Genomic DNA, 18,259 nt, shown 5'->3' on the forward strand with positions numbered 1-18,259 from the left:
GATAAAAATTTACTGCTTTGCTCTTTATATGGATGTACTGTAAGGGGCCTCTCGTAGGAGAAAATGATGGGTCAGCCTGTTAAAATTTTTTGTTGCGTAGCGGAAGAAGATCGGATTTTTTTTGAGAAGTTGCGTAATCAGTTAGCAGTGCAAGAGCGGCAAGGTCGACTTGTATTCTGGGAAAAAGCTCAAATTCCTTTGGGAGCGTGTGTGGATGAAGAAATTCAAACGCATTTAGCTAGCGCGGATCTTTTTCTACTACTGATAAGTCCAGAATTTTTAGTTGATGATTACTGCTATGAGGTAGCAATGAGAACGGCACTGGTGAGGCATGTGAACCAGGAAGCTGTTACAATCCCGGTGATTATACGTCCTGCTGACTGGAAAAATGTTCCTATACTAAATTCTATGCAAGTGGTACCAAGAAATGGAGAGCCGATAAGTGGACAGCTTGATCAAGGTAAAGCTCTCCGAGATATTGCTAATGAGGTTGAGAGGGCTATCCAGAGATTAAGGACACCCCCAGTGAAGCTGAGTGTAGATGCTCAATCGAGGCAACCACCTGACGTGGGGCATCAACCTATGTTTTTACAGAGAAACTCGCGCAAAAAGATTGGTATCTTACTCGCTCTGGTTGCAGTTATCCTTTTTAGTGTAGGGGCTGCCTTGATGTATTATTCTAACATATCAAATAATGCCAATCATTTTAGTGATATTGATATGCCAACGACATTAGTATCTGTACAGAGTACTCCAAAAGGAGCACAAAACGATGCTCTTAAGAGTCCAAAAAGTTCTTTAGCAATCCCTTGTAGCAATTGTAACTTACTAATAGGATGTAACAATTGTAACTATCCATTAGATGTAACATTGAATAATATTGATGTTGATTCAGGTACTCAGTCAACCCATTGGGATTTTCTGCTTCATAATAGGGGTAAAACTTCTTGTAAGTTCTTTATTGAATCTTTTGAGCTTCAGGATAAAAGCGGCACAACTCTTCTAGCGAAGGGACAGATGAGTACTACCTCTCGTAATTTTACACTGGGTATTGATCAAACAATACAGGAGAATGCTGATTTCCCTCTCTTACCAGTTTCTGGAGCACCGTATAAATTGAATCTGGAGATCCTGACTGATATAGTTGGATGCAGTAGTGTCCCTTTTAGTGATAACTACTATGATAATATAAGCTTTACAGTTGCTGGGTGAGACATATTCTCTTTATTGTATTATACAGACTTAAGTATGAGTGAAGTGTGATGTGACAGTATAGGTAATATTGTCTGATTTACTGGAAATAGGGCATAGCGAGATCAAGCGAATTGCAAGACCCGCCTTTACAAGGGGCGGTCTTCGTCCTGGATCTGGGCTTTGGGGAGGACGATGGTGATGCTTTCGTTGCCGTCGTCGGTGGTGGCGACTTCCAAAGTGGCGTTGATCTCTTTGAGCAGGCTGGTGATCAGGGCCTGGGAGAAGGTCATGTGGGCGACGTGAGCGTCCCGGGCTTCGATGCATTCGATGATGAGGTCGACGTGGACGAAGGTGTGTCGGGCGCTGATTTTGAGGGTCTGATGGGTGTGGACGATGATCTGCTTTAAGATGGAGGAGCAGATCTGGTGGAAGAGCTCGGCGTCGGTGGAGACGATGGTCCCTTCGGGGATGTGGTAGATGATGGGTTGGTCGGGGATGTCGAGCTCGTTGATGATGTCGCGGATGAGGGGGATGAGTTCAAGGGCTTCGAAGTTGATGTCTTTATGGGGCGCGGAGACGCTGAAGATGGTGTTGAGCAGGATGGAGAGGTCTTCGCTGGCTTTGTAGGCGTGTTTGATGAGCTGACCGCGCTGATCTTCCGGGAGCGTTTCGTGTTGCTGCTCGATCTGTTCGATGTCTGCATGAAGCTGCGTCAATGGGATGCGGAGCTGGCGGGTGACTTCGTCGATAAAGCGATCCTGCATGTGATCCAGGTCTTGCTGCCGCCTGTAGGTCTCCTGTAATTCGTTGGTCATGCGCGCATTCTCTAGTGCGACCAGAAATGAGTTGGCGAAGAGTTGGAGGGCGCGTCGCTCGTAGGTTGAGAAGAAATGTGGGCGCGCATAGGTGAGTAGTAATATGCCGATCTGGTTGTTGTCGCTCTGAAGTGGGAGCCAGGCATATGAGTAGAGAGGCGGCGCCGCGAATGGCGATGGGAGGATCTGCTCCGGCACATAGGTTTCAAAGAAGCAGGCATTCCAATCTTCTGCGGCCGTTAATGTCAGCGATGGGTTCGATACTATGCTGGGGACATTGCCCTCTGAGACGATACAGGTGTAGCGCTGCTTGCGTCCAGGCGCGGGCTGCTGCCTGAGCCAGACGTCGGCTCGGCCGGAGATGGCAAGCGAGACTGAGATGGCGTAGCGGCGTGCCGTTTGCTCGACTGTGCTGACCATGAAGCCGGTGCTTGCCAGGGAACTGGCTGTGTAAAGATTGTTGAGGAGTTCGTTGTATCGTTGTCCCTGTTCGGCGATCCTCGCCGACTCAAGCATGGGCAGGAAGCGATTGAAGAGGAGCTCAAGAATCATGAAATCTTCGCTGGCGTAGGTGCGGTGCTGCTCGCGCTCTCCCAGAACAAGAATGCCGATGAGCCTTTTGCTGATGTTGATCGGTACCAGAAGGACGGTGTCTCCTGGTTGCGAGCCTTCAGGCGATAGATAGCGTCCCAGTTTGAGACGGCGAAGGCTGTCGTGGGGAGCCATCTCCTGGAGGAAGAGCGGGCGCGGCGCATCGGTGAGCTGCTCGATGGCTGGATGGTTGATGTCTATCTCATCTATGCTGGCGAGTGGTTCAAGCTGTCCAAGGCGTCGATAAAGCATCTGCCCGAGCGTCTGGCGGAAAAGTGTGCTGAAGAGCTCGTGCGATCCGCTGTGGATGGCTGGCGTCAGGCGATAGACGGCTTGTACTTCGTCGAGCAAGTAGAGGTTAACTTGCGGGACGCTGAAGGCTTCAATAGCGGTGCTGGTGATGAGTTGGGCGATGTCGTCGACGCTGAGGAGCGAGCTGTAGAGCGATTGGTTGAAGATGGTGCGATAACGACGGATGTTCTGAAAGAAGAGGCGGTCGACAAATGGCTCAGCGTACTTCCAGGAGAGAATACTGCCGATCAGGGCGATCAGAGTGATGAGGCTGTATTGGGTGTTCAGGTGCAGATTGTGTGGTTCCGAGAGATAGGATAGTTCATTGCTCAGGAGCAGGCTGATGGAGAGCACGATCATACAGGCAACCACGCGGACGAGTATCACCAGACTGCGACGAATATAGGTTGTGAAGCTCAGGAGTTGATAGCGCAGCAGAGCAGTGCAGAGGGCGAGCAGGAAGATGATCAATGGGAGCGTTGTGAGCTCTCCCGGAAGCGGTAAGATGGAGCGGAAGGATGGGCTCCATTGCGGTATCAAGGTGAAGATCCAAAATGGAGCCGAGCCAAGTAGAAATCCACCCACCACCCATTTGAGCTGCTGGAGCTGTTGACGCTGCTGGTAGTGAAGGCAGTACCACCAGGCGTAGATCATGCGCGTCAGGGCGCAGAGGGAGATGCCGAGAAAACAGATGATGGTGCTGATGTGGAGGATTTTTTCGGTCTCGTTTGTGAGCTCATAGAGGAGGATGCAGAGAGCAGCACAACCTCCCAGCACGATGTTGAGTATCACTGAAGTTCTTCGATGCAGGGGCCAGCGAAAGGTAATGTGAACCGCTGGCGCGAGTTCAGGAAAGTAGAAGAAGAAGAGCGACATTGAGGTCAGGGCGCTAGTACTGCTGGTCGAGGCGAGAATGGAAAAAAAAAGCGTATTGTTGGCGGCCGATGTCTCAGAGGCAAAGGCGAAGGCCAATGAAGTGGTGAACCAGAAGAAGCAGCGCGTCAATGGCTTGTTGTGATGGGAGGTGTACAGCCAGATGAATGATCCCAGAAAAAGATAGATGCCAACGGTACAGGCTGAAAATCCGAAGATCACTAACTGAAACGTGGTGGCACCATTGGCGAAATAGTCGAGACAGTTGATGACCAGGATCACAAGCAAGGCAGCGCTAATGAGGCTGAGCAGCGTCCAGCGTTGCAGCGGCCTGGATGAGTTTGATATTTGCAATAGATTCGTCATGAACCGCGATGTACCTCGTCTTGAGATTTTTTTCTGGACGGTTGCTTCCGCATGGTAGCGGCGGATTATTTCCGAGGATTATTGTACAGTATAATCCCGACAATGTACACGTTTTGTCGGGATTATACTGTGGGTTGGTTGTGTTACCGAACACGATGGCACGACTACAATGGTTTAGATGCGTGCGAATTTGTAGCATTCAATGGAGGGAAGCGCCTTCCCATTCCAATCAAACAGGGTCATATTGTCCCAGCCATCGCCGCCACCGGGCTCCCAGCCAACACCAGGAATCCAATCGGGCTCCCAGTATATGACGCCTAATCCACGATCGTTGGGTACCTGCTGCACAATTGCGAGCAGGTTGCGCATGAAGCCAAGCTGTCCGGCAGGAGTCGCTGGATAGTCGGTCTGGAGCGAGGTGCCGGCTGGCACGCTGTTCGGCTCGCTATCACCATCGGCGAAAGTCCAGGGATAGGCGGTCTCTGCGATCACGATATCCTTGTTGTAGCGCGGACTGATATCGTTGAGGTTCGTCTGAAGCGCCGTCAGGGGACCGTGCCAGAAGGGATAGTAGGAGAGTCCGATCAGGTCGAAGTCGATATTGTAGGGCTGGAGATTGTCGAAGAAGTAACGTGTGCCCCCGTTATCGCCTCCACGATCGATGTGGATCATGATACGTGACTTTTTGCCAGAGCGTTGAGCATCACGTGCCCCTTGAATCCCCGCCTTGAGTAGTGTCGTGAAGCCAGACCAGTTCTGGGTCCCGTTCAGGTAGATCTCACCCAAAGGCCAGAGCATCCCGTTGGTGACCTCATTGCCGATCTGTACGATCTCGGGACGCGTTCCCTGACGATCAAGCTGTGTCAGCACGTCTTGCGTATAGTCATGGACAGTTTGGGCGAGGGTCGCGAGGTCCTGGCCTATCCAGCTCTGTGGGACGTTTTGCTTGCCGGGATCGGCCCAGAAGTCCGAATAATGAAAGTCAAGATGGAACTTGAGTCCTTCGTTTTTCAGTCTTCGGGCCATCTTTAGGACGTGCGGCAGATCGTTGTACGGCGCTGGAGGATTGACCCATAGGCGCAAGCGTACGTAGTTGGCTCCTTGCGATGCGAGGATGCGATCTGCTGGCAGCTTGATACCCCGATACGAAAACGTTTTTCCGGCATCTTCGAGCTGTTGCAGGATCGAGAGATCATGGCCCAGAATTCTGTCCGGTCGGGACCAGTAGCGTGTCGCCTGTAACGTCGCATTACTGGGAGTCGCCGCGAACGTTTTTTTAGTATCCATGAGAGTCAATGGGGCGAGGCCGGCAACCGTGAGAAGTCCAGCAGCGGTGCGGGTAAACGTGCGACGGCTGAGCACGTTTTTGGTCCTAGAGTCATCATTGAGCATAGCAAACCTCTTCTTTCTTTTTGATGGGTTTATCGGTAAACTCATCGAAGAAATAGTACCCTCGATTGGGAGTGTCTGTCAAGTATTTGTGCATAAATGATGGGGAAGTAGTGAATAAGTCTGGTCATAAATAGGATCAATATTGTCCCTTTTCGCTGTTATACTGGACTGAGTAGATATCAGGGTAGCTATAAAGAAGGAGTTATGTATGGCAATTCCAGTGCAAATAGTGATTGACTGTAGTGATCCAGAGCAACTGGGTACATTTTGGGCCGCCACATTACATTATCAAGCCGCAGAACCTCCCAGCGGATTTGCATCCTGGGAGGCGTTTTTGGAGGCGCAGCATATCCCGCAGGCTGAATGGAACAGTGCCTATGCGATCGTTGATCCTGAAAAAAAAGGACCACGCATCTACTTCCAACGGGTTCCTGAGCTAAAGACGCTCAAAAATCGTGTGCATATAGACATTAATGTGAGCGCAGAAGATCCTCAATCCGAAGCACGCGCGCTGGTTGAGGCGGCTGTGCAACGGATAACTGCTCTGGGCGCTCATGAACTCTACCGAGGTGATCAGTCTAATGGATACTGGGTCACGATGGCTGATCCAGAAGGCAATGAATTTTGTATCCAATAGCTGTCGTCTCATCTGTCTTTTACCCACCTCTTTCCAGGGCAGCAGAACAGAAATGCGAGCGATAGAATAACACCTTTTGTATCTTTTTTATGAATATACCGCAAATGTAGCACAGGGGTTTTACGCCCCTGTGAGGTGCCATAGCGCAAAAGATACTCTATTGATTATATTGCCAGGGAGGCTCTGTAAGCTGAACATGATACATAAGTGGCATGGGAACCTCACAGGGGCGTAAACCCCCTGTGCTACATTTGCGGTATATAAAGACATAATTGCAATTCATGCACAAAATTTTTGAAGAAAAGATTGTGATCGCTTACGTTCGCACCTATGGGTTTTACGCCCTCTGTGAGGTGCCATAGCGTCAAAGGCCCTCCATTGATTGTATTGCCAGAGATGCGCTGGGAGCCGAAAATGGGACATGAGTAGCATGGGTACCTCACAGGGGTTTTACGCCCCTGTGAGGTGCCATAGCGTCAAAGGCCCTCCATTGATTGTATTGCCAGAGATGCGCTGGGAGCCGAAAATGGGACATGAGTGGCATGGGTAACTCACAGGGGCGTAAAACCCCTGTGCTACATTTGAGTAATTAACGGGCAGAAAAGGAATAAATTGACACCTCTGACCCAAAAATCCTCCTCTCCGTGTCTGGCGGAAGGGAGGATTTTTGGGTCAGGGGGTGCATAGTTGAATTTTGGTGCTGCGTGGCTCCTCCTGTACGCTGACGGTCTCTGTGGTGTTGATGCTCTGGTATTGGGTGATGAGGTGGATGGTGTGGAATTGGTCGGTGCAGGTGACATAGACGTTTCCTCGGTTGCGGTCGCTGATGTGCTGGGCGCTGTTCGGGCTGCCTTGCAACTCGATGGTGCCGCTGACTCCTTCAAAGGTGATGGTCGCGAGCTTGCTATTGAAGTCGCTCTGTGTGAAGTTGGGGTTGCTGAATTTTTGCAGGGTGCGGATGAAGGCTGTGGTGGCGTCGTTGCTCAAGAGGACGTGTGGCGGCAGTAATGTGTAGCCAGGGATAGATTTGGCAAGGTAGGGCTCATTAAATCCTTGTTTTTCATAGAGGTTGACGAATGTATTGGTGAGCGTTGCTTGCGGGTTTGTTGGGAGCGGAGAGGCAAAGGTGGTTGAGTAGACGACACTGTAGATATAATGCGTCGCCGTTCCATCAAGGTCATAGAGTCCGTCGCCTCCGATGATGGTGATGGTGTTGGAGCGATCGCGCATGATGTTGTGGATAGCAAGCTGTACTGTATCGAGATCGGAATCGTAGCCGGGGAAGAAGAGATAGGTGGCATGATCGACGGTCAGTGCCTGGTTGACCGCGTCCCTGATTGATTGGCTGTTGCCGTTTTGATAGGTGATGATGTTGGATGATGACAGGCAGCTGAGGTGGTCTTCAAAGGTAAGCTGTAAGCTGTAGCTGTAGACATCAGTGCTGTCTGAGAAGATGGCGAGGTGGGCGGGTGGGTTGGTGGTGTGATTGAGATGCTGACAGAGAAATTGAGCCAGAATCTGACTCTGACTTTGATCGGGGGAGACAATGCGGTAGAAGTTGGCGACGTTGGAGAGGCTGTTGGATGAGGCTGATGGGGAGATGATGGGAATTGTTTTGAGTTGTGGCGAATTCTGCATCATCTGGATGGCATCCGAGGATTGCTGGCTGAAGGGAAATCCTATGATACCCCGAAAATGTGGGTCAGAGCGGGCAAACTGTGCCAGGCGATGGATGATCAGGGGCAGTGAATATTCATTGGGATGTGTACTGATGAGCTGGCTGTTCTTATTGGCAGTGTCAGAGGTGCCCAGATTCGCGATGGCCAGACAGAGTGGCGTCTGTGGATGCTGGCTGTTGTAGCTGTGTTGGGCAAGATAGGCTCCATGCAGGTCTTCGATACCAGTGTTTGCATCGGCTGTGGGGTCCTCGACGGTGCGGCTTAACATGCTTACAACTGCCAATGTGATGTGCTGTTGAGCGTTGCAAGCCGTGGCGTTATCCTTGAAAATCAACGTCTCGACCTGTTTTTCGGGCAGATTTAAACTGGTCTGATCAAAGTATCCATAGGAGTTATCTTCGATCAGGCCAATGTTGACTCCGTTGGGGAGCGCGACGATGCCCAGTCCCGAGTTGCAGGTTGACCAGGGGAGGATGGTCTGTTGCAGGCAGAGGTAGTCGTTGATGTTGCCGACGGTGCTGATGAGGAGGCTGTGGAGCGTGGTCAGGGCAAAGGTGGTGGCAAGGAGAATTGCGATGGCGATGTTGGTGATGGCTTTGCGATGTCGTCTGAGTCCCCGCGTGCTGGTAAATAGCGTCAGAAAGATCCAGGCGAAGGGCTTGATTAACCAGTTGAAGGGCTTTCCGATATATTCTATGATCTTGTTGGATACATTCTCAAGCGAACCAATCGTGAGAAGGGTCAATAGGCCGGTCAGGCTGGAGAAGACAATTGGATTAGAACTGAATAAGATTAAGAGAATAATAAAGAGCACAAAAACAAAAATTTGTTCGATTTTAAATCCACTCGTAGCACCAGTTGCTTCTCGCTTGTGCATGGGTAGAGAAGGTTCCTGTGGTGTCTCTGATAATGATGGTACCTGATCTGAGGTATCTGGGAGATCAGTGTGTGGTGTTGAGGAGTCGTTTGGGAACATATTGGGGGCTCCTTTTCTATCTATGGCTCCATAAATTATCGAGTAATGCGCTTTAAAAGATAAAGGAAAAGAGCTATGGTTTTGGATGGTTATGTGGTGCCCATCATAACATTTACTGTAGGAAAAATAAAGTATAATTCGCACTGATTTTTAGTGCAGTTGGAGGCCATTTCTTAGATTGTGTAATGGTGCTAACTTTTTGTCGCATGATGCGTATATGCAAAGTAATGCAATTCAATCTATACGGTTTCTAGGAGATAAAATGCATAAAGAACAAATCATCCGAGAAGCACTAGCTCTGCCTGCGACTGCCATTGAATATCACGTGAGTCAATATCTGGCGGAAAAGTTTCCTGAAAAAGCGTTGGTTGAAGGAAATGATGGACTGTTTAACGTCGAGCCCTATGCACAGGCGGGCCTCTGTACGTTGGAGATGCAGACATTTATCCATGATCAAGTGATGACTCATTGGTATGGACGCGAGCTTACCACGACTTTACCTGCTCACGCGCAGCGCATGATGTTGAATACAGCTAGCCATCTGTCGGGGTTGCCCATACCCAATGCCGATGAGCAGGAGATGAGCGATCAGGCGAAGAATGCCTGGCTTACAGTGACGTGGCGGGAATATAGTCTGGATATCCTGGTGATGCACTGGAATGAAAGTTTTAACAGAGTGTATGCCTATTGGATTATGTGCGATAGCCATACAGTAGCCAAAGATTTTATCCAGGAAGTTTGTCGCTGGAATGCCGAGTTGCGCGATGAGGTTCTGGTCTTTTCTGGCGGATGCTGGCAGAAGGATGCTCATCTCTTTCAGGCGATTCAAGGGGCCTCGTTTGATAATCTGGTCTTGCAGGGAAACCTCAAGCAGCAGATCTATCGCGATCTGGAGCAGTTTTTCGCCATGCGGCAGACCTATGAGGAATATGGTGTCCCCTGGAAACGTGGCGTGCTCTTTGTAGGCCCTCCAGGGAATGGAAAAACGCATACGGTGAAAGCTCTCATCAATGGATTGAAGCTGCCGTGTCTGTACGTCAAAAGTTTTCACACAGAGCGTGGAACCGACGAGGATTGTATCCATCTCGTCTTTGAGCGTGCGCGTAAAGCAGCTCCCTGTATTCTGGTGTTGGAGGATCTGGATTCGCTGCTCACTCCACAGAATCGCTCATTTTTCCTTAATGAGTTGGATGGCTTTGCGGCCAATGCTGGCATTGTGACATTGGCGACCACAAATTACCCGGAGAAGCTTGATGCCTCGATCCTGGATCGCCCCAGCCGCTTTGATAGAAAATATCCTTTCGAGGTACCAGGACAGCCCGAGCGCCTGGCCTATATTACGTTGTGGAATGAGACGCTCAAGCCCTCCTTGCGGATCTCGGAGGAAGGGGCTGTGCGTTTGAGCGAGTTGACCACCGACTTCTCCTTTGCCTATTTGAAGGAGTTGTTCCTGTCCTCGATGATGAGTTGGGTCAGCGCTAGCGAGCAGGGGAGTATGGAGCAGACGATGATCGCTCAGGTGAGCGTCTTGCATGAGCAGATGGTGAGTCAGCCCAGTGTCAGCGAAGATACTCCCGCTGAGTTGGATATGCCGTCCGCGCTGCGTGGCGCGATTGCTCGTATGCAGCGCGGACGATAAACCTGCGCGGTATCAGCTCTCCCTGCTAGAAGCGTAGGATGTCGTGCGGATTGCTGTGGAGGCCGAGTTGGAAGCGTCCAAAGGACTCTCTGGCGTTGTCGCTGTTGAGAGCGGTGTGAGCGGCGATGGCGTGGATGTCTCTCCAGAAGCGTTGCAGGGGATGGGTTTCGTAGTTGGCACGGCCTCCGCTACTTTGATACATGATGTCGACGGCTTCGACGCAGAGCTCTTTGATGCGTACGTAGTCGCGGCGGTTCTGGACGATGGTGGCTGTCTCGATGGGGCCGCCAGGACGAATAATGTCCAGGTTTTTCCTGATGAGCAGTTCGGAGTCGTCGATCAGACTGGAGATCTCGGTCAGGCGCATCATCTGATGGGTCAGGCTGGCGGCCTCCTCGGGACTCAGGGCGGCGAAGCGCTGCTGGATGGTGTCCTTCCAGATGGCATAGGCTCCTTGGGCGGTACCCAGAAGCGGGGCGACGAGGGCAAGCGCAAAGGCTGAAAGCATGGGCAGGTTGTAGCGTGGTCCCGGGTTAATGATCGATCCAGGTGTGCCGCGTCCCTGCTGCATGGTGGGCAGGAGGACTGTGTAGCTCTCAGGCACAATGGCGTTCTCGATCAGGATGTTTTGACTGCCCGAGGCTTTGAGTCCGGCGACGTGCCAGGTGTCCTGGATCTCGTATTGGTCGCGGGCCAGCAGGAAGGCTTTGGGTGGACCATCCATGGTGGTGGGCAGCGCGGTGACGATGGCCCATTCACAGTACTCAACTCCACTGGACCAGGCCCAGTTGCCGTTAAGTTGATATCCTCCGTCAACACGTGAGAAGCGTCCGACGGGGGAAAGCGAGGTAGCTATCTGGGCGTCGGGATTGTTGGCCCAGACGTCATGCTGCGCTTGCTCCGGAAAGAGCGCCAGGAACCATGGATGCACAATCACAAAGGCAGCACACCATCCAGCCGCTGTGTCTACGCTGGCGATCTCAAGCACAATGTCCACTAAGACGTCAAAGGAGAGCTCATAGCCTCCCCAGCGTCTGGGCAGCAGCACACGACCAAGCCCGGCGTTGAGCATGTCGCTGATGCTTTCATCAGGCTGGCGGCGTGCCTGCTCGGCGGCGGCTATGCGCTCTTTGATGGCTGGCAGGATGGCCTGTGTGTTGGCCAGGAGTTCTTCGCGCGTCATCATGTCAGGAAGATTTGCTCTTTTCGATGAGAGTGTCATGTCGGTCTGGAACCTTTCTGTGTGGGGCGACGGCAGATCATCTGCCACAATAGGATCAGGTTGGTGTTAGTTGTCACGCTTTTGGGTGTGGATGAGTCTGTTATGTTGCTGCACAATGGCGTCGATCGGGGTTTCGGTTGTCTTCCAGTTGATGGGTTCTCCATTGGATTGGCTGGACGCCTGGATAAATAGGGCGATGGCGTCGTTGGTGCGTCGCAGCAAACGAGCTTCCTGGTTGGTCCTCTGAAGACGCGCCAGGAGGTTGTTGAGCGATCCAGCGATGCTCCCTAAAGCGTTGTTCTCCGCCAGCGATGCGCGGGCGTTGAAATCACCGTTGGCGACACGCTGATGCACGTCGACGATCTGCTGGATGCTTTCCTCCAGGCGCCGCTTTTGTTCAGCTTCCACCTGCGATTGCTCCGAGAGGGTGCGCTCAAGCGCGGCAATGACGGTGGCTCGGTCCGCTCGCTCGCTGGCCCTGGTTGCTCGACGCACCCAGAGATAGGTGACAAGCGCAACGGCGACCTGTAGTACGATCGGGCGCACGAGCGCGTCCGCAATGGATGGCGAGTTCAGGTAGTGTTGCATGGCCGGGGTATGGGGCATCAAGAAGGTTTCGGCGGAGATAATGAAGGCGATGTGAAAGGTCATAGAGACAAAGACCCAGTTGGTGGGCAGGAGCGAGACAGCTAAGAGCTCTGGGATGACGAGCAAGTCAAGCATGGGCAGGAGAAAGACATCCAGTCCGCCCTGGTAAGAATAGATGTCAGCGATCAGCGAGGCGTCGATCGCGGTGACCAGTATGACGCCCGCAATAATTACAAAACCACGTCGATTGAGAAAGGCAGCAATAATAGACAGGCAGATGATAATAAGCATGTTGGGAGCTAAGGCGCGATTGACGAAGATGCCCACCGTGAGCAGCACCAGGACAAAGATGGCAAGCATGACTAAGAGCATGACAGCAATCATGCGCCCGCGGCGATAGGCGTCACGTTGCGCAAGCGTGGCGTTGGGGGCGGGCACAACAGGAGCTGCCAGACGATACCATCCGCGTAGCAAAAGATTATTACTTGAGGGATTGGTTGCGGTTGCCTCCTGTTCGATCAAATCTACCACGGAGATATCCGCTGGTAGAAGAGCATCCTGATCGGTAGAAAATTGATTATTCAAAAAAAAGCTCCTTTTAAAATGGTCAATATAAAATAGTTCGCATAAAATATGGCATTCTCTCAGAGAAACTATATATATGTGTTCCTCCAAGGATGATGTAGATGTTGGTGTGATACTTGTCAATATATTGTTGTGCTCATTGAAGATGAATTAGCCCCTTGCGATGCAGCTCACGTAACACGTTTAACAATTCTTCCCTCTCGCTGATGGAAAGCATGGCAGCAATCTCATAGGCGGTACGGGAGCCATCGACCAACATCAGGATCTTGCGTTCACTGCGCGAGAGCGCGTTGAATGCTTCGTTTGTTACCATGGTCCTTCTGGGTATAGATGATCCTTGCAGTGGCAGTGCATTCTGGATGCGTGGCAGCTCTTGAACGGGAGGCGCGGCCGGTGGCGGTGGTTGAGTCGGTGGCGCAGCTGGCGATGCCTGGATGGTAGGATTGCCTTCGTGCCATTGCCACTCAATAATGCCTGACTGGAGCAGCATCTGAAATGCTTGAGCGTCGTCTGCATAGATGTCGCTGGATTTTGTTAAGAGCAAACACGCTTTCACTTCACCACCGATCAGCGTCAGGTGGGCCTGCAAGGGTTCTTTGATATGGGCAATCTTGACATTTCTGGCGTAGAGCTGTCCCGATTGCTTTTTCCTCGAGAGCAGATGTAACAACGTTTTTAGATCGAGTGGGTAGGATTGCATAGTGTTCCTTGAGGATGATTTTTAAGCATCCTTGAGTCCTCTGCATGCGTCTATACGCAAAAAACTCACTCCCTTTCTTTCGTCTTAGATCTGTGGATGAATTACCTGATACACTTTTTTTGGAGATATCGTATCTCAATGGAGTATTAGTCATTCTAACATGGATATGTAACTACATCAATAGAAATACCCAAATTACTGATCGAGAGGGCGATGTCTATGCAAAGTTATGATGTCGAGGCCGGGCGTTTCGTACGTCGCTTCGTGACCTCGGGCACGAAGCGACGTTTGCGTATGATAGGCAGGCGTAGATTATAGATATCATTGGAATATACATGATGTTACTTCAGAATATACATGATGTTACTCCCTTTTTAGCATATTTCGATTATAGTTGAAGTGGATAAGATACATGAGAAATGTGCTGAGATATGTCATGGCACTTATCTCTTTAAAGGAGGGAATCTATGAAAGTTATCGGTCATGTACGCTATATGCGCTTTCCTTTGCTTGTTATTTTGCTCTTAGCTGTATTGTTCCCTATCTCTTCGGCGTTTGCTGCTGGTTCTCCCTGGTCCGGACCAGGGAAAAATCTGGCGGCTGGCCAGTTAAATCAGGTCAGTAAGGATCATCATACGCAGCAAAATCCTGCGTGGGTAAAGCAGAAAAAAGCTTATCAGATAGCCAGGCCAGGTTATCAAAATGCTCTGATTGCAGCTGTGCCGACCGCAAAAACTCTCAGCACCAGTTATTCCGATCAGATTTGGGAGCCGCCTACGGTCGGCACAGATGCCGCCGGCCACTCTTATACAGACTATTATATGGGGAGCATGTGTGGTCCTGGTGCAACGACAGTCGCGCTGGATTATTGGAATAATGTCAATACGCGTGCCGTAGGTGGCCACAACTATAGCGATCCTCATGTCACGACGTATTGGAATGATACCCATGAACGTGCATATATGATGTATATCGCTACTCAGGTTTATCCGCCCTACTATACCTCAGCAGGTGAGATGACCTATGGGACCTATTCTAATGCAGATTCAGCCAATCAGGATGTGTTGGATGCTTTGAATTGGGAGGCGTCCAATCATAATAGCTCAAGCTGGTACAACTACTTTTATCTGCTGGTTAATCCCAGTGGCTTGACGTTGACTACCTTAAAAAATAATGTTGCATCGGACATTGCCAATTATAGCGTTCCTCCAGTTGTCTCTGTGAATGATGCCTATTTGCCAGATTGGAATAATAGTCAGTATCGCGGTGGCAGTCATGATGTGGCCGTGATTGGCTATGATAATAATGCTGGCACCTTTACTTACGCGGAAACATGTACTTCGGGCGTCTGTGGAACGGCAGGTACAGGGCACTATACGATCTCCCAGCAGCAACTTCTCAATGCGATTGTGAATGATAATGGGAACGGAGCCCTGATCTGGTAGTGAGAGGATCAGTCTTCGCGTGATGAGAGTTTGTTGATTGCGCTTGTTCAGGTGGAAAGCTTCCCGTGAATCGTTTCATGGGGAGCTTTTCGTATGTATGGAGGCTGTTTGATGAGCCTTTCCTCGCAGCGAATGGGCTTGAAATCACCGCGAGGAAAGATGATCGCGTACTTTCTCAGTGTTAGCGGGCGAGCCAACTCACGATGGTACGAGTGACGAGGTCGGCGGCGTCATGTTGTACGAAGTGTCCAGCGTGGGGGATAGTGAGTAGGGTCCAGTCCTTTTCGATCCATTCCCAGGTGTTGTTCAGGCTGCTGGGGAGGAGATATTGATCTTGCAGTCCGTGGATCTGGAGGACCGAGGCTTGAATTTTGATGACCGGTTCGGGGAGTTCCTGATAGGGTGGACGAAGAAAGTTCTGTTTGTAGTAGTGGAGCATGGCTTCGAAGTCGGAACGCTGAAAAGCTTCAAGGTAGTGAGCACGTGCATCGGTATCCTGGACCCAGGCGCTGAGCCCTTCGGCTGTGAGTTGCGTGTGTGCTCCTTCTTGCTGGAAGTTGCGTGCGTAGGCGCTTCTGGCTTGCTGTTGTGGGTTGGTGGCGAGCTCATGGGCCATGCCTCTGGGGTGCGGGAAGTTGAGGATGATCAGGCGTTCGGTGTGTTCCGGGTAGTGGGTGGCGAATTGCCAGGAGATGGCACCTCCCCAGTCGTGTCCGATGATGATGGCTTTGTCTTGTCCCAGGTGTTTGATGACGGCTTTGATGTCTCCGAGCAGGTAAGGCATGGCGTAGTTTTCGCCTCCCTGGGGTCTATCGCTCAGGTTGTAGCCGCGCAGATCAAGCGCGACAACCTGATAGTTCTCTGCTAGTGCGACCATCTGGTTGCGCCAGGTGTACCAGAAATCAGGGAAGCCGTGGACCATGACGATTAATGGTCCTTCGCCAAGGCTGGCGTAGTGGATGCGGACTCCGTTGTTCTCGGCGTAGTCATGCGTGGCATATTGGTCGATGTCGTTGGGGGCGATCGATGGCCTGTCGTTTTGCATATATCTGATCCTCTCGTTGTATCTTCAATGTTACAATCCTATTGTCTTACTTTTGGAATTTTTCTGCAAGTGAAGTTCTTGCATTTGGTGATATACGCAAAAATGAGTATATGCGGTGGTCAGGTGTTAGCATAAATGATGATTTTTCTTGTGTTTCAATGCACTTATCTTGACAATCGTTGGCTTTAGATGTATAGTAAGCATTAAGGGATTGGTCTGCATTATTGCGTGATGGTATGCCTCGCGTGCCCACTACTACATATCCCGAATTTTGGCCCGTTGAACCTTTGATCCATTTAGTGTAGACCAGCTCATTTGAAGCTTGAGAGTTTTTGTTTTGGGGATGTAGCTCGGGAAAGGGGCTACGCGGTGGAGGCGGTTTAGTATGAGAAGACGTGGTGGTCACAAGCAAGTGCTGCGTCGGCGCTCGAGTGGGCGTGTGGTTGAGCAGTTGAATCCTCTGGGCGCTTTGGCTCAGGATGATGCTCTCTGGGGCTATGATGCTCCAGGGGTGGGGACGGAGGAGGATTTCTATTGGCGGCGCTTGAGCGATGATGCGTCGCTGAAAGATGTGATTCCGTCGACGTATCTGGAGTTGCATTATCAGTGCTATGAGGCCTGGAATGCGAATCCTCTGGCGGCGGCGATTATTGAGATGACAACGAGCTTTGTCCTCGGCAAAGGCGTGTCGGTCGAGGCGGCTAATCAGAAGGTGCAACGCCTGTTGCGCGGCTTCTGGAATGATCCGGCCAATCGTATGGATGAGCGTGTGTATGCGCTGTGTCAGGAATTGGCCCTCTATGGCGAGATCTTTGTGCGCTTCTTTGTCAATGCCTACGATGGGATGGTGAAGATTCGCTTGATTGATCCCTCACTGATCGATCTGATTGAGACTGATCCCGAAGATGTCGAGACTCCTCTGCGCTTCCATCGGCGTCCCGTTGCTCAGTCCGGTCTGATGACGACTCAGACATTTCTCCATGATGCTTCTTCTGCGGGCGCTCCTGGCTCTCTGGAAGAGGCGGGTACGTGGTTTCAGGCGGGCTCGGAGGTGGTGCAGTTTGCTATCAATAAGGTCTCGAATGCCAAGCGAGGTCGCTCGGATCTGGCAACTCTGCTCCCCTGGCTGCGGCGCTATAAGGATTGGTTGACGGAACGCGTCCGGATTAATAAGTATAAGTCGGCGTTTCTGTGGGATGTGCAGCTGACAGGGGCCGATAAGAAGAGTATCGATCGGAAGCGGATCGAGTATGGCTTTCCTCCGGAGCCGGGGAGCGTGATCCTGCATAACGAGGCGGAGAAGTGGACGGCGGTCCAGCCCGCTATCAATGCCAATGATGTCAGTGAGGACGGTCGCGCTCTGAAGTTGATGGTGGCCGTCGGCGCTGGTCTCCCCGAGCACTTTTTGAGCGATGGTTCTCAGGGCAATCATGCTACCGCCGCTGAGATGGGCTTGCCGGCTCTGCTGCGCTTCCAGCGTCGGCAAAATGTGATGAAGTATATCCTCAGGACTATTCTGGATCGCGTGATCCTCGAAGCACGGTGTGCCGGAACCCTCGGAAAGTCCCTCGATACCAGCTATGATGTCGTTTTTCCCGAAATCGATTGTGACGATCATCAGATCCTCGCCAGCGCCACATTGTCCCTCTCCAACGCCCTGATCCAGGCCAAAGCTCAGGGTTGGGTCAGCGACGAAACCGCGATGCGTCTCCTCTTTCAGATGGCCGGCGCAGAGGTCGATGTGTATGATGAACAGGCTCGCGTCGCTCGTCAGGCGGGGAGGTCGTGAGCTATGCCACTCGATAGCCGTAAAGCAATGCATATGCAAAATGTCCTGGCGCGTGCGCTCTCCGCACGGAAAAAAACGGTCGTCTTTGTTACTCAGAATGGGAGCAGCTATAGCTATAGCTCTGTCGATGTGATCTTTCGTCCGCAGGATGTGGTCGATGTAGAGGTGCTCGATAAAGATGCTCATCCACAACGGCAGCGCTGCGACGCTGTGATCGTAGCTACCATTTCAACTTCGTTTGTTGGCGTCGTTTGCGTGGCCGATACCCCCATCGCCACGGCCAGCGCCGTCCAGAATGCCCGGAAATATCAAGTCATCGAAGCGGTCCCGGTAGGCATGCTCCCAGGTGGGACAAGTATCCATGCCTATCTGCGGCATCTGGTGTAACATAGCCAAAAGTAGCGTCGTACGCTTGCGTACGATGTTCCAGTT

Annotated in this window: 13 protein-coding genes; 6 read left to right on the forward strand and 7 right to left on the reverse strand. The window is 51.4% G+C overall.

The annotated features are described in order from the left end of the window. The first annotated feature begins 63 nt into the window (after positions 1 to 63). A complete protein-coding gene (locus AC27N8_RS35315) occupies positions 64 to 1,212 on the forward strand; it encodes a toll/interleukin-1 receptor domain-containing protein (RefSeq protein WP_487074444.1) in 1,149 nt (382 codons plus the stop codon). Positions 1,213 to 1,340: 128 nt separating this feature from the next. Here the strand turns inward: AC27N8_RS35315 and AC27N8_RS35320 are convergent, their stop codons facing one another. Then, the gene (locus tag AC27N8_RS35320) at positions 1,341 to 4,130 is read right to left on the reverse strand and encodes a sensor histidine kinase (RefSeq protein WP_487074446.1); all 2,790 of its coding nucleotides are present in this window, start codon (positions 4,128 to 4,130) and stop codon (positions 1,341 to 1,343) included. A 174-nt stretch (positions 4,131 to 4,304) separates the two neighbouring features. Further along, complete coding sequence (locus AC27N8_RS35325) at positions 4,305 to 5,522, reverse strand: glycoside hydrolase family 53 protein (RefSeq protein WP_487074448.1); 1,218 nt, start codon at positions 5,520 to 5,522, stop codon at positions 4,305 to 4,307. Between the two features lie 208 nt (positions 5,523 to 5,730). On the opposite strand from AC27N8_RS35325, the gene AC27N8_RS35330 reads away from it, so the two are divergent. Continuing rightward, the gene (locus AC27N8_RS35330) at positions 5,731 to 6,159 is read left to right on the forward strand and encodes a VOC family protein (RefSeq protein ID WP_487074450.1); all 429 of its coding nucleotides are present in this window, start codon (positions 5,731 to 5,733) and stop codon (positions 6,157 to 6,159) included. A 672-nt stretch (positions 6,160 to 6,831) separates the two neighbouring features. Here AC27N8_RS35330 and AC27N8_RS35335 read toward each other — a convergent pair. Continuing rightward, positions 6,832 to 8,814 carry a type 1 periplasmic-binding domain-containing protein gene (locus AC27N8_RS35335; RefSeq protein ID WP_487074452.1) on the reverse strand — a complete coding sequence of 661 codons (1,983 nt, stop codon included), beginning with the start codon at positions 8,812 to 8,814 and terminating at the stop codon, positions 6,832 to 6,834. A 262-nt stretch (positions 8,815 to 9,076) separates the two neighbouring features. Here AC27N8_RS35335 and AC27N8_RS35340 point away from each other — a divergent pair, with 262 nt between their 5' ends. Then, on the forward strand, positions 9,077 to 10,453 hold the full coding sequence (locus AC27N8_RS35340; protein ID WP_487074454.1) for an AAA family ATPase: 1,377 nt from the start codon (positions 9,077 to 9,079) through the stop codon (positions 10,451 to 10,453). A gap of 25 nt (positions 10,454 to 10,478) precedes the next feature. Here the strand turns inward: AC27N8_RS35340 and AC27N8_RS35345 are convergent, their stop codons facing one another. From AC27N8_RS35345 to AC27N8_RS35355, 3 genes are all read right to left on the reverse strand, one after another. Then, positions 10,479 to 11,639, reverse strand: a complete 1,161-nt coding sequence (locus AC27N8_RS35345) for an acyl-CoA dehydrogenase family protein (protein WP_487074456.1) — start codon at positions 11,637 to 11,639, stop codon at positions 10,479 to 10,481. A 102-nt stretch (positions 11,640 to 11,741) separates the two neighbouring features. Beyond that, positions 11,742 to 12,848 (reverse strand): methyl-accepting chemotaxis protein, encoded by a 1,107-nt coding sequence (locus tag AC27N8_RS35350; RefSeq protein WP_487074458.1) that lies wholly within the window; start codon positions 12,846 to 12,848, stop codon positions 11,742 to 11,744. A gap of 136 nt (positions 12,849 to 12,984) precedes the next feature. Then, positions 12,985 to 13,548 (reverse strand): hypothetical protein, encoded by a 564-nt coding sequence (locus AC27N8_RS35355; protein ID WP_487074460.1) that lies wholly within the window; start codon positions 13,546 to 13,548, stop codon positions 12,985 to 12,987. 467 nt (positions 13,549 to 14,015) lie between these two features. On the opposite strand from AC27N8_RS35355, the gene AC27N8_RS35360 reads away from it, so the two are divergent. Next, positions 14,016 to 14,993: a hypothetical protein gene (locus AC27N8_RS35360; RefSeq protein WP_487074462.1), complete on the forward strand. Its 978-nt coding sequence runs from the start codon at positions 14,016 to 14,018 to the stop codon at positions 14,991 to 14,993. 181 nt (positions 14,994 to 15,174) lie between these two features. Here the strand turns inward: AC27N8_RS35360 and AC27N8_RS35365 are convergent, their stop codons facing one another. Beyond that, positions 15,175 to 16,038, reverse strand: coding sequence for an alpha/beta fold hydrolase (locus AC27N8_RS35365; protein WP_487074464.1), 864 nt, complete (start codon positions 16,036 to 16,038; stop codon positions 15,175 to 15,177). A 385-nt stretch (positions 16,039 to 16,423) separates the two neighbouring features. On the opposite strand from AC27N8_RS35365, the gene AC27N8_RS35370 reads away from it, so the two are divergent. After that, positions 16,424 to 17,827: a hypothetical protein gene (locus AC27N8_RS35370; RefSeq protein WP_487074466.1), complete on the forward strand. Its 1,404-nt coding sequence runs from the start codon at positions 16,424 to 16,426 to the stop codon at positions 17,825 to 17,827. Positions 17,828 to 17,830: 3 nt separating this feature from the next. Beyond that, entirely contained in the window at positions 17,831 to 18,214 is a 384-nt protein-coding gene (locus tag AC27N8_RS35375) for a hypothetical protein (RefSeq protein WP_487074468.1), read from the forward strand. The last annotated feature ends 45 nt before the right edge of the window (positions 18,215 to 18,259 follow it).

It is taken from the genome of Dictyobacter sp. Z7_2, assembly GCF_057551105.1.